General features: G+C 58.8%; 13 protein-coding genes and 4 pseudogenes. 10 read left to right on the top strand and 7 right to left on the bottom strand.

What is annotated here, in order from left to right:
- The first annotated feature begins 87 nt into the window (after nt 1-87).
- The 3 genes from GR138_RS25580 (at nt 88) to GR138_RS25570 (ending at nt 2,719) form a co-directional block, all read left to right on the top strand.
- Nucleotides 88-495, top strand: coding sequence for a DUF1236 domain-containing protein (locus GR138_RS25580; protein ID WP_160862100.1), 408 nt, complete (start codon nt 88-90; stop codon nt 493-495).
- Nucleotides 496-614: 119 nt separating this feature from the next.
- Complete coding sequence (locus GR138_RS25575) at nt 615-2,063, top strand: sensor histidine kinase (RefSeq protein WP_338091165.1); 1,449 nt, start codon at nt 615-617, stop codon at nt 2,061-2,063.
- A complete protein-coding gene (locus GR138_RS25570; protein ID WP_160862099.1) occupies nt 2,060-2,719 on the top strand; it encodes a response regulator in 660 nt (219 codons plus the stop codon). The genes GR138_RS25575 and GR138_RS25570 overlap by 4 nt, the downstream gene beginning before the upstream one ends.
- Here the strand turns inward: GR138_RS25570 and GR138_RS25565 are convergent.
- Complete coding sequence (locus tag GR138_RS25565) at nt 2,716-3,159, bottom strand: hypothetical protein (protein WP_160862098.1); 444 nt, start codon at nt 3,157-3,159, stop codon at nt 2,716-2,718. The genes GR138_RS25570 and GR138_RS25565 overlap by 4 nt on opposite strands.
- A 237-nt stretch (nt 3,160-3,396) precedes the next feature.
- Here GR138_RS25565 and GR138_RS25560 point away from each other — a divergent pair, with 237 nt between their 5' ends.
- The 3 genes and pseudogenes from GR138_RS25560 to GR138_RS31055 form a co-directional block, all read left to right on the top strand.
- Nucleotides 3,397-4,134, top strand: a complete 738-nt coding sequence (locus tag GR138_RS25560) for a DUF1236 domain-containing protein (RefSeq protein ID WP_160862097.1) — start codon at nt 3,397-3,399, stop codon at nt 4,132-4,134.
- Nucleotides 4,135-4,379: 245 nt separating this feature from the next.
- The gene (locus GR138_RS25555; protein ID WP_160862096.1) at nt 4,380-4,700 is read left to right on the top strand and encodes a hypothetical protein; all 321 of its coding nucleotides are present in this window, start codon (nt 4,380-4,382) and stop codon (nt 4,698-4,700) included.
- 158 nt (nt 4,701-4,858) lie between these two features.
- A pseudogene (locus tag GR138_RS31055) lies at nt 4,859-4,981 on the top strand (DUF1206 domain-containing protein); the annotation flags it as partial.
- 248 nt (nt 4,982-5,229) lie between these two features.
- Here the strand turns inward: GR138_RS31055 and GR138_RS25550 are convergent.
- The 6 genes and pseudogenes from GR138_RS25550 to GR138_RS25525 form a co-directional block, all read right to left on the bottom strand.
- A complete protein-coding gene (locus tag GR138_RS25550; RefSeq protein WP_160862095.1) occupies nt 5,230-6,153 on the bottom strand; it encodes a hypothetical protein in 924 nt (307 codons plus the stop codon).
- A 141-nt stretch (nt 6,154-6,294) separates the two neighbouring features.
- Nucleotides 6,295-6,515 (bottom strand): annotated as a pseudogene (locus GR138_RS25545) (DUF2274 domain-containing protein).
- Nucleotides 6,516-6,517: 2 nt separating this feature from the next.
- Nucleotides 6,518-7,583 (bottom strand): annotated as a pseudogene (locus tag GR138_RS25540) (TraB/TrbI/VirB10 family type IV secretion system protein).
- Between the two features lie 74 nt (nt 7,584-7,657).
- Nucleotides 7,658-8,294 (bottom strand): annotated as a pseudogene (locus tag GR138_RS25535) (TrbG/VirB9 family P-type conjugative transfer protein).
- A gap of 183 nt (nt 8,295-8,477) precedes the next feature.
- Complete coding sequence (locus tag GR138_RS25530; protein WP_160862094.1) at nt 8,478-9,332, bottom strand: phosphotransferase family protein; 855 nt, start codon at nt 9,330-9,332, stop codon at nt 8,478-8,480.
- A gap of 33 nt (nt 9,333-9,365) precedes the next feature.
- Nucleotides 9,366-9,950: a TetR family transcriptional regulator gene (locus GR138_RS25525; protein WP_160862093.1), complete on the bottom strand. Its 585-nt coding sequence runs from the start codon at nt 9,948-9,950 to the stop codon at nt 9,366-9,368.
- 70 nt (nt 9,951-10,020) lie between these two features.
- Between GR138_RS25525 and GR138_RS25520 the strand changes: the two genes are divergently transcribed.
- The 4 genes from GR138_RS25520 to GR138_RS25505 all read left to right on the top strand — a co-directional run bounded on the left by GR138_RS25520 (nt 10,021) and on the right by GR138_RS25505 (nt 13,109).
- Nucleotides 10,021-10,890, top strand: coding sequence for an NAD(P)-dependent oxidoreductase (locus tag GR138_RS25520; protein ID WP_160862092.1), 870 nt, complete (start codon nt 10,021-10,023; stop codon nt 10,888-10,890).
- A 122-nt stretch (nt 10,891-11,012) separates the two neighbouring features.
- Nucleotides 11,013-11,816 (top strand): APH(3'') family aminoglycoside O-phosphotransferase, encoded by an 804-nt coding sequence (locus GR138_RS25515; RefSeq protein ID WP_160862091.1) that lies wholly within the window; start codon nt 11,013-11,015, stop codon nt 11,814-11,816.
- Nucleotides 11,816-12,649 carry an APH(6)-I family aminoglycoside O-phosphotransferase gene (locus GR138_RS25510; RefSeq protein ID WP_160862222.1) on the top strand — a complete coding sequence of 278 codons (834 nt, stop codon included), beginning with the start codon at nt 11,816-11,818 and terminating at the stop codon, nt 12,647-12,649. Before GR138_RS25515 ends, GR138_RS25510 begins: the two co-directional genes overlap by 1 nt.
- Nucleotides 12,650-12,728: 79 nt before the next feature.
- Nucleotides 12,729-13,109 (top strand): nuclear transport factor 2 family protein, encoded by a 381-nt coding sequence (locus GR138_RS25505; protein WP_160862090.1) that lies wholly within the window; start codon nt 12,729-12,731, stop codon nt 13,107-13,109.
- Nucleotides 13,110-13,195 lie beyond the last annotated feature (86 nt).

The following is a 13,195-nucleotide window of genomic DNA, read 5'->3' as shown; positions in this document are numbered from 1 at the left end:
TCCCTATGGGCGCAGGCATTGGTCCAACGTCGGAACCATCGCCAGCCAAACCGCTTCCTTTGCCGTCCAACCCAAAGGAGTGGAACAATGAAACTCAACCTTCTTGCCTCGGCTGCCATCGCGGCCGCTCTTCTCACATCGCCGGTGATGGCCGACGACGACAATGATGGTGCCGTAACGGGCGCAGCAGGCGGCGCCGTGACCGGCGCGGTCGTCGGCGGACCCGTCGGTGCCGCCGTCGGCGGTGTTGTTGGCGCGATCGCGGGAACGGCGCTCGATCCGCCGCCGAGGAGGGTCGTCACCTACGTCGAACAGCAGCCGATACCCTCCGACACGATCGTCGTCGAGGACGTCGTGGAAGTCGGCAAGCCCCTGCCGAAGACGGTGGTGTTAACGCCGATTCCCGAAGACCCGACTTATGCTTATGCCGTGGTCAACAAGCAGAGGGTCATCGTTGACCCCAGCACGTACACGGTGGTGCAGGTACTGAACTGACGCATTCCGCCTGCCCTTCGTCATGGAAGGGCAGGCGGTCATCGGCGGAACCAATGCCCGCTTGGTTCGTTCGGGGGAAAGCTTAGGGACTATCTCTTCCGGAGCCGAGGAAACCAAGGGTGCCAACGCGCGTGAATGCAACGAATCCCGCGTGTGTAGAGTCGACACGACAACCGCCACGCAATTCTGTTTGGGGGCGTCAAACCCTTGCCCGCCAGTTCTTTATTGTCGGCAGTGCTTTCTCCCTTGGTGCAATGGCGCTCGTCGGACTGTTCGTCACACACCTTATAGAGAAGGCCGTTACCCGCAACGCCGCCGCCTCAACCGCTCTTTACGTCGACAGCATCATCGCTCCCCTGCTTCCTGACATGGCAAGCAGCGAAATTCTCGATGAGACCAGCAGCCGAGTGCTTGATGAGACCCTGGCGCAGGGGCCGTTGGGCGAGCGGCTCAAGGCGTTTCGTCTCTGGGCTCGTGACGGGCGGATACTCTATTCCAGCGACCCATCCCAAATCGGACAACAGTTTGCGCCCAGTGAGGATTTGCAGAAGGCGTTCGGCGGAGAGCTCGTTGCCGAGTTCGATGAACTCGATGACATCGAAAGTACGGCTGAGCGGGAGTCCGGCCTTCCGCTGCTGGAGATTTATAGCCCGCTGCTGCAACCCTGGTCCGGTGAAGTTGTCGCCGTCACGGAATTTTACGAGGTTGCAGAGGGTTTGAAGGTGGATCTGTCTGTAGCCCGCTGGCAGAGTTGGAGCGCGGTAGCCACCGTCACGCTTGCCTTCTTTCTCACCCTGTCAGCGATCGTTTTTCGAGGAAGTAGAACGATAAGCCTTCAGAGTCGGGAGCTGGAGTCCCGCATTGCGGAGCTGACACAGCTTTTAAGCCAGAATGATGCCCTCAAGTCCCGGATCCAGCGCGCAGCCGCCGCCACAACGGCCCTCAACGAGAGCTATCTTCGCAATCTCGGAGCTGACCTCCACGACGGCCCCGCGCAGCTGGTCGCCTTCGCCGCGCTAAGGGTCGATAGCGGCCTGTTGTCTGAACCAGCCACGTCCACGGAACGTCGAGAGAAAGAGGTCAGCGTTATCAAAGCCAGTCTGGATCAGGCAATGACCGAGATCCGCACGATATGTACGGGCCTGGTGCTGCCGCATGTCGAGTCGGTCAGTCTCGAAGAGATGTTGGGGGAGTTGCTGAATAGTTATCGCGCACGCACAGGCAAGACGGTCGAATTGCGCAATCGGGCTACAATCACGGTTTTGCCGGTCGCAGCAAAGATCTGCATTTACCGCTTCATTCAGGAGTCTCTCAACAACGGATACAAACATGCGGCCGGTTTGGGCCAGTGGGTCAACATAGCTCAATTCGATGACGGTATCGAAGTCCAGGTCGGCGATGCGGGGCCCGGCCTCTCGCAACTGAATTCAGGTGGTAGCGGCATAGGTCTGGCCGGAATGAGAGACAGGGTCGAAAGCCTGGGAGGGACCTTCAGCGTAGCGCCGGCCCCCGCAGGCACCATAGTGACAATGACATTACCGCTGCACAACATGGAGACACCGATATGAGTACGATCCGCGTTGCGGTCGTTGACGACCACCCCATCTTCCGGGAGGGCGTAGCGAGTTGTCTGATGGACATTGGAGGGTACGATATCGTCGGTGAAGGCGGCAGTTGTGAGGATGCGAAGGCTATCGCCCAGCAGGCAGATCCGGACGTCATGCTGCTGGACATCTCGATGCCGGGAGGTGGGCTCAATGCGGTAGCCTCGATCCTGGAGCGGCGGCCCGCACAGAAGATCATCGTGTTGACCGTGTCGGAATCGCATTCCGACGTGGCAACGGCTTTGAAACTGGGAGCCAAGGGATACGTGCTTAAAGGTGTCGGATCGCGCACGCTCTCCGAAATCGTGCGAGCTGTGCAGGGCGGCGAGATGTATCTCTCCCCTGCCCTGTCTGCGCGGATGATTGCTGACCTCTCGCAGGTGGGAAACCAGCCATCCGCAACGGGCATCCGTGACTTGACCGAGCGTGAGTATGATGTGCTGAGCCTCGTGGCGGCAGGCCTCACTAACAAGCGGATCGCCCGCGATCTCGACCTTCACGAGAAGACGGTCAAACATCATTTGACGCGTATATTCGCCAAATTGAACGTCAGCAACCGAACCGAGGCGGCGATGGCTTTCCGGGATGCAGGCGAAACGGCACCGCACTACCTGGGTTAGGGAACGATCGTTTTCAGAAAAAGGCGCATGCGGTCTTGTGCCGTTGCCTTGCGGTTCACAATCGTCCGGCCCTTCGAGTCCTTCATGATGAACCGGCCTCTGACAACTTGCTCAAGATAGCCGTTGCGATAGCGAACGGCAACTGAATCGGGTGTGACTTCCTTCTTCGCGACTGAAGCGGCCCGCCCTTTTGCCTTGTCACTCGCGCCATTCCGCCCTTTGCCGCTTTTGCTGTCGGATCCCTTGCCGCCTCGGCTGTCAGATCCGCCCTTACCGCCGCGGCCGCCGCCATGTCCGCCCCCGTTGCCGTTCTTCGCATCCGCGGTGGCAAGCGTAGGGGTCGGCGTACGGCCCTTCCATTCGACGTGAACAGGTACTGCGGCAACCGCCAAGGCCATGCTGATCGTAAGGATTGCTTTCGCCAAGTTGTAGACCGTCATGATGGTTATCCTGCGCTCTCGCCGGTGCAACGCGCAAGAACATTATACGTTCATCTACGCAGTTGACGTCGGGGCCTATGCGGAAACGGGACGGTCCATTTGCTCTGTCCTGGTATGGACTTTGGTCCAATCCGTTCCAGCAAAAGCCCTATGCCAGGAACACCGGCGGGGCGCCTGTGTTGACGGCTCGGTGCGCATTTGTAGCGCGTAGAGCAAGAATTGGAAGGAGAAAACATCATGAACATTGTTTCAAAAAAGACGATTGTCGCTGTCCTCCTGAGTGGCACTGCCTTTATCGGTGGAGCGGCCATGGCGCAGCAGCAGTCCGCCGATGGTGCCGGCACCTCCCAGGACGGCGCCAACGTCATCGTCCCACAAGCAGGAGCGTCCGGGCAGGTGGACACGAATGCCGGCGAGAATACCTCGGCGACGAAGAGTGATGCCGGCACCGATGCCGCCGCGAGCAAAAAGATCGAGAATGGTTCTGCGGCCGAAGGTTCGGCGCAGACAGAAGCTGGCGGCACCGGTGCAGAAACAGCCGGATCGACGGGCACCGCCGCGGAAGAGGATAATGCGAAGTCCTCACAGCTCGACGCCAACGGCGAATCTTCGACAATGACAACGACCGCAAAGGACGCCGAAACGGCAGCCGACACCCCTGACACCGAGCAATCCGACGAGGCCTCGGCAGGCAAACCGTCGAATGAAACGACCGCAAGCATCGATATCACGTCCGAGCAGCGTACCGAAATCCGCAATGTCATCGTTGAGAGCAAGGCGGAACCCGTCGATCTCGATATCGAGGTCAATGTCGGTGTCGTCGTTCCGAAGACGGTCGAGCTCCGCCCGTTGCCGCCCCGGATCATCGAGATCGTTCCTGCCTACCGCAGCTACGAGTATTTCGTACTGGCCGACGGCCGCATCATCATCGTCGAGCCTGGCACTTTGAAGGTGGTTTACGTCATTACCGCGTGATTGGTCGGCTGATGCCTCGGAGAGGGGCGAGCGCGATCGCCCCCAGCAAGTCAGGAAAGGAAATGGATTATGACAAGAAGCTCCTTCGATAAGTCGCCCGACCAAGGGTTCAGCGTGGGCCTTCCAGTGGGAATTATCGTCTGCTGCATGCTTGGTATTTCCGTCTATCTCGCTGTTCTGGGCGTGGACATCCCGCCGCCGTCAACGAAGGTGTATCTGGCCTCGCACACTACTGGAAACCCGTGATGTTTGGCCTCGCGCTTGAACATCTGTCCGTAACACTCCTGGAGTTCACACAAGTGGGCAAGACTTGCTATCGATATCTTCTCACCCGGTTGGATAACAACGAACCGACGATTGCCTCCCTCGAGCAGACGATTGAGGACATCAAGGCCGTTTTAGCCGCAAACAACGTTCCGATCCCGGAGGGGCTCGCCGAACTCCACCAGTCCGGTACACTCAAAATCGTCAATGACGTTCAAACCGGCAAGATCGAGACCATTCTTATGGCGAGGGCAGAAAGCGCCGGCGCAAGCGATCCGTCTCGAGCGAGAGAAGTAATATAGCCAATGCGGAAGCGCGTTCGGAGACGCGACAAGGACGACGAGGGCTTTGGCGCTGGCGCCGCATTCGCGATTTTGCGCATTTCACAACCAAGTCTGAAGATTTCTGAGAGAAACAGACGCCTCCTTTCGCGTTCCAAAGCAAGCAGCGGGAGCGACTCATGAATCGACGAACTGGCTTTCAAATCCTGGCGCGCGATGGTTATGTCGCTCGGGGAATCGTGTTCCTTCTTCTGGGAGGGCTGGCCCTGTTCACAGGGACGGCAACGACGAAATCCGCGCTCCCACCGGCGGGATGTTCGGCGAAGAGGTCGAAGTGGTCCTTAATTTGCCTAGCAGGAACATCCTACGTCGGGCGGACCGTTCCAGCAAAGCAGAGCGCAAGCAACTGAGCGTACAGAGCAGATGCGGGGACGGATCAGATATGGGCTGGCACCTCATGGCTGGTCACGCCCCGCGATAGTATTTGGCGGGATTGCTCGCCGCGCTTTCGATGGGGCAGCGCTGATGATACCGCGCCGCCCCTTGTTGGTTAGTTTGGCAAGGCGTCCAGGAGCTCGTCATAGGTTGGTGCGAGGCTACGCAAGTACGCTACCGCCTTATCGTCCTCTCTGGTCACCAAAGGGTATTGAAGAGCGCCGATCAGCCGCGCCTGTCGGTCAACAACCGTTGCTGCCCTGATCTCCGCAATCTGCGCAAGGCATTTGGCCGCATCTGCTGCACGCCGAGCGCCCACGCGTACGGCGAAGTGGATAAGGTGGTTGCGAAGATCATCCGTAATGCCAGTCTTAATCATGTCCGCGAGAGCATGTGCCGCCTCACCATTTCCGATGGTCCCGGAAGGAATATCCATTGTTCCCTGACAGGACAACCATCGCCTAGCCGAGGGGAGAGAGGCGCATATGATATCAGCGTTCGATCTCATCGAGATCTGGCGGAAGCCATGGCGCATCGTGAACGAGGTGCCATAGTCAAGCGTTGCCGTTCGCCAGGACTGCAGGAAGAGCTCGAGGGGTAGCCGTGCATAGGGGAAGCCTTCCGGATCGTGCATGAGAACCGATTCGTGGTCCATTTCGAGAACGACGACATAGTGATCCGCTCCAACCGGACCTGCCCGCCCCGGCTGATGATGGAGATAGCCCATTTCTATCGGACCAACCCAAACGGGGCCTCCACTCAGTGCCCTTTTTAGATGGTGGATGGCCGATCGAGGATCCTCGCCTCTTACGAGTTCGGACACCCACCCCATTGCACCAAGGGCTTCGGCAAAGCTGGCTTCCGGAGTCCAGCAGAATGGATCGAAGAATGGAAGGCTTCCTCTGAGTAAGTGCATCCCAAAGGCGCTGCTTGTGGCAAATTCAATTATGCGCGCTGGTGGTGACGATTCGCCAAACATCATGGAAAACGAATTGGAATAGCAATACGGGCCTGAGCCGACGTAGGAAGTTTTTGCCATCTATTTCACCTCTCAATGTTTAGAGGTGAAGACATAAGAAGAAATTGAATTTTATTGTCAACGGCACCGAATTAATACAATTTCAATTGCGCACATGTCGGCATCTTTCTGATGCGGATACCCGAACAAATCGGGTGGGTACTACGCCCCAGATGGTAGACGTTTCGCCTTTGCGAAGCCGCGATCGGTAGCGATGAAGCGGTTGAGCATCGGCACAATCAGCTTGGCGGGCTCGATGGCCGCGCCGCCTTCGGCGAGCAAGCGGCATATTCGGTGAGATCGCGATGGAGCGTCGCCGGTATCTCCAGTGCGATCTTGACGGGTTTGTCGTCGGCGATAGGGCCGAGTTTCAGCTTGGTCATGGTCAGCTCCTGTATGGTTCGAGCACTAAATCCTTGATGACGATGACGCGGACCGGGAAGCCCAGCCGGATGGTGAGGGTCGGCGCGACCTGCAATTGGCGCTGGACGATCTGCTGACCAGCCTGATTGACCGTATCCTGCGCGCCGTCGCGGATGGCGCGGATCAGGCGGTCGTTGTCATCGGTGGCAAGCTCCGCGCCAACGCCGAGCAAGGTAGAGAGCGCGGCGGCCTTGGCGAGATCCCACCAGTGGTAATTGACGCCGTCCTCGAGGCCGGCATAGCCCCGCGTGTCCGCACCCGGCTGCCGCTCTAGAACGATGGAGCGACCGTTCGGCATAATGAGGCGGTTCCAGACGAGCAGCACACGGCGCTGGCCGAATTGTACGGCGTTGTCATACTGGCCGATGAGCCGCTTTCCCTGCGGCACGAGCAGGATGCTGCCGGTCGGGCTGTCATAGATACGTTTCGTGACCTGCGCGGTGATCTGGCCGGGAAGATCGGAACGGATGCCGGTGAAGAGCGCGGCCGATATCACCGCGCCGGCTTGCAGAACGAAGGGCGATGCCGGTGGCGTGACGCGATCCGGCGTGACGGTGCGGCGGTCGGCCGCCGCATTGAGGAATGCAAGCTGCTTGTCCTGCGCGGTCGGCTGTCCCGCCACGCTCGCAGGATCAAAGCCGGCAAGGCCCGGCAATCATCGTGCTGGGCGTCGCTACCGTCGTGCCTTACCGCGACTACAAGAACACGGTGCTGACGCGGGCAGCCTCTTCCTCGGCACCGCGACGCCGTTCGGCCTCATCGACGCCAGGCGTCGGAACGACAGGCGGCACGACGGGCTGACCGGCATTCTGCGCGGACAGGATCGGTCCGCCGAGATCACCGGGTAGCGCCGGGCCGAGGATCGGGCCAGTATAGTCGCGGGGCAGACCGGCAAGACCATTGGCGGGCTGGCGGTTGGCGGTGGAACAATGCGCCTCGCCGCTATCGCCGGGGCCGCGCGTCTGAAGCGCTTAGATCAGCGCGCCACCGATCCCTACCAGGGCGACGGCCGCGACGCTGGCGAGCATCTTACGGAATAGCTACGTGACGCGGGGGGCGTCGGCGCGAAGGCGCATGGGAGCGGCGTTCGTTTCGGCTTTGGTCATGATTGCGGTCTCCCGTCGGTGCGGACGATCCTGACAGTCTGCTGGCGGTCGCCGCTACCAAGGCGTAGTTCGGCTGCGCGGAACAGGCGATTGGCGATCAGGATGTGTTAATAGATACGGCTGTTGACGATCTGCGCTTCGCCCTCGGAGCTGATGACGAAGATCGAAGGCATTTCGCCCTGCACGATGCCGCGGGGGAACTCGACATCGACACGGCGGCTGACGCCGGAGCCGGATTCCGTATCGCCGATGATCCAGCGTGCGGTGTCGCCGGCCGCGATGGGTCCCGCGCCGGTCAGGCTCTCGCCGGGTTCGAGCGCGATGTTCGTGATCTGACCGGGCGCGGCATAGACCTGATAGAGTGCCCTTCCGACCACGGTAGACCTGAATGGCGTTGAAATAGCCTTCGCGGCGTGGCTGCACGCGGGCGGCGGCGTTGACGTTTTCCACGCGAGCCGTCGGTGTCGCCCCAGCCGTGCCGCCGCGTGCGACGGTCCCGCCCGGCGGGATATGGATCGGCTTGGGTCGGTCGTCCGTCACCGATGCGGGAATGACCGGAAGCGGCGGCACGCTGGCGTCGTAGCCGGTTGGCGGCGCAGTCGGCGAGCGCCGTCGCGCCGTCGCGCCGAGAATGAGAGCAGCTCCGCCGCGTCGCCTAGGGAAGAAAGACGATGCCCGCCGGCGAAGTCGCCGGACGTCAGGTGCTCGCTGTCGTTCTCCTCCGCATACTGTCGCAACGGTCGCCTCGCACAAAATCAATCGGCATTGTGCGAAGGGCGCGCACGATGCGATGGATGAGCCCCGCCCGAGCACACGCTAACCGCGCCGCAAAGCCTCGAGCCCAGCGTTCAACGCACTGACGTCGCCATACTCCAAACCGAAGAGCACATCCAGCAGTGGGAATGTGCTCCTGTAGAAACAGATCCGCTCCCGCATGGCATCGATTCCGGGGTAGGACCTCCGCATCAGTGCGAGAAAATCGTCCCCTAGGCCAGCCGAAAGGCTGGCGAGGTCGTAGGCCGGATCGCCGATCGTGCATCCGGCAAAGTCGATGATGCCCGAGACCTTGCCATTGTCGACGAGGATGTTTCCCGTGCCGAAGTCGCCGTGGATGACCACCCTTGGATGCGGCTCGCCGTTGCCAGCGAGAAAGCGCTCAAACCTGGCGCGCACCGCCATCGCGGTGTCTGTAGACAGCAGTGGCAGAACCTTGGCATCTACTTCCGCTAGGAGACCAGACCACTCGGCCAAGGGGTCATCTGGCTCGTCCGCGCCACCGAGTACGTCGACCGGCAAAGCATGCAAAGCTAGAAGGAAGCCCGCAAGCTTCTCTGCAAATTGCTGACGCGCCGCAAAACTGACGCCGGCAAGATCGCGCAGAGCCGTGCCGGGCAATTTCATGTGCATCGCGACAACAGTGCCGGAAGCAAGCGTTTTGACGGCGACGTTTGGAATGGGCAGCGGCAGTCGGCCGACAAGCGCCGCTAGCACCTTCGTTTCGCGCCCAAGATCGCGGCTTGCGCCATCGTGCCGGGGGACCCGAACGATCAGCTCGCCGGTGTCGAGCACAAGATTGTTCTGTCCGCCTTCGATAACTAAGGCCGATAGGATTTCAGGGCGCCCGAGAGCGGACGCTATTTCATCTAGGCTCGCGTGCTGGTCAAAGTTCATCGTTCTTTCCCCGGCTTTTTTATGAGAGTTACGTCAAAACGACTTGCCAGGCCGATCAGCCACAGCTTTTGCGATGAGGGATGTTAATACGGAGGTGGCGGTCTGCTGGGATATCGACCCAGCCTGAGTCTCGGAGGCTAGGGCCTCCGCTGCGCCTAAAAGACCGACGCACACAGGTCGGAAGTGCTCATCCTCTAGGTCGGAGAGCGGCCGAAGGGCGTCATACATCAGATCGACGTATACGTTGAGCATGAGCCGCTGCTGCGCGGCCATCTCTTTTGTTCCCTTCAGGGCGGCCGAGATGGCGAGAGCTTCTGGACCAAACTGGGCAAGACACTCGAAATACGCTTGGCTGATGACATCCGCTACGGCAGCGAGTTCGGTTGGCGCCTTACGAAGAGCAGAGCGGAGCCAGTGGACATAGTTTTCCTCAAGCCGCTTGAACAGTGCCAGCAAAAGACCGGCCCGGGTAGAAAAGTGTTCGTAAGCGATCGGGCGACTGACCCCTGCTTTTGCGGCTAAAGTCCCGAGCGTCAGCTCATCCGCGCCCTGATTGCGGACGATTTCCATCGCAACATCGAGCATCTGTTCGCGACGCACATCTCTCTTCAGCTTCACATTTCCCCCTTGTGCACGAAATTACAATCTGTAAGTTACAGTATGTAATTTCATAGTCAAGGATGACGTGATGAGTGACTTAGCCGTGATTGGGCTCGGACGTATGGGCAGTGCGCTCGCCAAGGCGCTTTTGACTTCCGGCAAGAGAGTCACTGTCTGGAATCGAAGCCAAGGCAAAACGGACGCCCTGGAGCGCATCGGCGCCTTGAAGGCGGAAACGCCCGCCGCTGCTATTGCCAGCAACAGCACGATCATCGTCTGCCTGTCGGACTACGCTGCAACGTCGGTCGTCCTCGATGGCTCGCACGGAACTAATTTTCTTGAAGGAAAGACAGTCGTCCAACTCACGTCAGGCACACCGAAGCAAGCTCGTCATCTCGAACGATGGGTCGAGTCACGTGGAGGAATCTATCTTGACGGTGCAATTTCGGCCTGGCCCGATCAGATCAGCGGACCTGAAGCTTCGATAGTCATTGCCGGGCGGGAAAGCGCTCTAGCCTCGGTCGAACCGATGCTGAAACTGCTGGCTCCAAATCTCTCTTACGTCGGAACCGACATCGGCCGCGCAAAGATTGTCTTCAATGCGGCGCTTTCCTATTTCGCGGGCCACTGGATTGGCTTCAGCCATGGCGCAGCGATCTACGCGACGGAAGGAATGGATGTCGCTGAGTTTGGCGAAGCTATCGCTGCCTTGTCACCAATGTTTGCAGACGATGCGCGCCACATGGGTCTAGCTATTGCAGGGAACAAGTTTTCCGATCCGCAAAGCACCATCAAGTCAGTTGGTGTGGACATTTCGCGGCTTGTTGAGATGGCGGATGATTTGCATATCAGTCCCGCATTTCCCAAATTTGCTGCTGATCTCTTTCGCAAGGCTGAAGAGGCAGGGCACGGCGCAGAGGAACACTGCGCTATCTTTAAAGTCATTCGCCCGCGATGAGCCATCCCAGTATGTGGCATCAAAAAGCTGTTCTGGTCGAGATCGGGGTCGCAAGAGTCGTTCCTGGGGTCGCCGTGAAGGGAAACGATTCAGCAACTTACAAAAAGTGAAAGGAGTCTCGGTTGGATTTAAGTTCTGCCTTTCTTGATGGATTGCACTCTAACTGGTTGCCAGTCAGAGGTGGAGAATCCGGCAATATCGTTTTTCAGCGTGCCGATGCGCAGGCATACGCGAAAATCGCTCCTACCGCCCACCGGATAGAACTTGCCGAGGAACGCGACCGGCTCATTTGGCTGAAAGGCCGAGGGGTGACGTGTCCCGAAGTAATCAGTTGGCGGGAAGAACAGGAAGGCGCGTGCCTGGTTATGACGGCAATCCCCGGAGTGCCGGCAGCAGATCTTTCAGGATCCGACTTGTTCAAGGCTTGGCCGTCGCTGGTGCAGCAACTTAACGCTGTTCACAGCCTGTCGGCAGAGGAATGCCCGTTTGAGCGCAGGTTGTCAGGAATGTTCGCACGCGCTGTTGATATCGTTTCCCGCAATGCCGTTAACCCCGACTTCTTGCCAGACGAGGACAAGCTTACGCCGCAGCCCGATCTTCTAGCTCGCATCGAACGAGAGCTAACCGTTCGGATAGAGCAGGAAAACACCGAATTGAGGGTTTGCCATGGTGACCCCTGCATGCCGAACTTCATGGTAAGCGTCGAAACCCTGCAATGCACAGGTCTAATTGACCTTGGTCGACTTGGAAAAGCAGACCGTTATGCAGATTTGACGCTGATGATCGCCAACGCTGAAGAGAACTGGGCTTCTCCAGATGAAGCAAAGCGCGCTTTCGATATCCTGTTCACAAGTTTGGGGATCGACGCTCCTGATCGCGAACGCCTGGCCTTCTATCTGCGCCTCGATCCGCTTACCTGGGGTTGATAGTTATGCCCCCTGAATTTCCTCCTGGTTGGAATGTTACACAACCAGTTCTCATTGCAGACACCTTTTCAAGCTGCGTTTGGAAAGTCCAATTGCCGGGCGGAACTCCCGCGATCGTCAAGGCATTAAAGCCAATAGAGGATATTGCTGATGAGCTGCGGGGGGCGGACTATCTGGCGTGGCGCAATGGTAGTGGTGCAGTTCGCCTACTCGGTCGAGAGAACAACTTGATGCTCCTCGAATATGCGGGAGAGCGAATGCTCTCTCACGTCGTTGAGGAAGAAGGCGACAACCGGGCGACGCAAATTGCGGCCGAGCTCATGGCGGAATTGTATGACGTATCGCCCGAACCTCTGCCGTCGGCGCTTCTCCCGATCAGGGATCGCTTCGAGGCCCTGTTTCAAAAGGCACGCGACGAACAATCTTCAGGCTATCGAAATGACTATCTCGAAGGAGCAATCGTTGCTGATCAACTGATGAGCAGTGCTTTAGAACTCCGCGGGTTACACGGTGATCTGCACCACGAAAACATCATGCTCTCCAGCCGGGGCTGGCTCGTGATAGATCCGGTCGGTCTAGTAGGGGAAGCGGGCTTCGGCGCTGCCAACATGTTCTACGATCCGGCTGAAAGGGACGATCTCTGCCTCGACTTTGAACGCATTGCGCTGATGGCGGATGACTTCTCCCGGGCTTTGAATGTCGATCCGCGCCGCTTGCTCGATCAGGCATATGCCTATGGTTGTCTTTCTGCGGTCTGGAACGCGGGCGGGCAAGAGGAGGCGCGCGATTTAGCAATCGCAAAAGCCATTAAAGAGGTGAGGCGGGCATCGTAGTCGGGCGGCATGGACGAATTGATTGACGCGGCGCAGGGCTCCAAGCTGGCCCGGCAATCGCGCAGCGTGGAGGATTATCATGGACGATATTGCCGAAGTAAAGTACTGCGAGCAGCAACTGCGCGAGGCCATCTTGCACAGTGACGTGACGCAGCTCGATCGCCTGCTGAGCGATGGGCTGATTTTCATCAATCAGGATGGAGCGCGCCTTAGCAAGGCGGATGATATCGCCGCACATCGATCAGATTTACTGGCGATTAAGACGCTCTCGGAAAAAGGTGAGTGTGTCATCCAGAGGTTTGGTGATACCGCGACCGTCTGCCTGACCACTGAAGTGGCCGGCGAGTATGCGGACCAGCAATTTGGCGGTACCTTTGCCTACTCGCGCATATGGCATCAAAAGGACGGGCGCTGGCAAGTTTTGCTCGCGCATTGTTCTGCTGTCAATTTGACAGGCTAGTTGCTTCATGCAGCGGGTATTCGCCGGTCGTCATCTTTTGTCGATAATTCTCATTGCAAATAACGAAGGCGCATTTTCATCGGAAT

The sequence above is a fragment of the Shinella kummerowiae genome (genome assembly GCF_009827055.1).
GTDB lineage: Bacteria > Pseudomonadota > Alphaproteobacteria > Rhizobiales > Rhizobiaceae > Shinella > Shinella kummerowiae.
This window is presented reverse-complemented; position numbering and strand designations above follow the sequence as displayed.

Bases quoted from the DNA above. Each gene is read 5' to 3' on its own strand.
- GR138_RS25580 (WP_160862100.1), top strand. From the start codon at position 88: ATGAAACTCAACCTTCTTGCCTCGGCTGCCATCGCGGCCGCTCTTCTC.
- GR138_RS25570 (WP_160862099.1), top strand. From the start codon at position 2,060: ATGAGTACGATCCGCGTTGCGGTCGTTGACGACCACCCCATCTTCCGG.
- GR138_RS25565 (WP_160862098.1), bottom strand. From the start codon at position 3,159: ATGACGGTCTACAACTTGGCGAAAGCAATCCTTACGATCAGCATGGCC.
- GR138_RS25560 (WP_160862097.1), top strand. From the start codon at position 3,397: ATGAACATTGTTTCAAAAAAGACGATTGTCGCTGTCCTCCTGAGTGGC.
- GR138_RS25555 (WP_160862096.1), top strand. From the start codon at position 4,380: ATGTTTGGCCTCGCGCTTGAACATCTGTCCGTAACACTCCTGGAGTTC.
- GR138_RS25550 (WP_160862095.1), bottom strand. From the start codon at position 6,153: ATGGCAAAAACTTCCTACGTCGGCTCAGGCCCGTATTGCTATTCCAAT.
- GR138_RS25530 (WP_160862094.1), bottom strand. From the start codon at position 9,332: ATGAACTTTGACCAGCACGCGAGCCTAGATGAAATAGCGTCCGCTCTC.
- GR138_RS25520 (WP_160862092.1), top strand. From the start codon at position 10,021: ATGAGTGACTTAGCCGTGATTGGGCTCGGACGTATGGGCAGTGCGCTC.
- GR138_RS25505 (WP_160862090.1), top strand. From the start codon at position 12,729: ATGGACGATATTGCCGAAGTAAAGTACTGCGAGCAGCAACTGCGCGAG.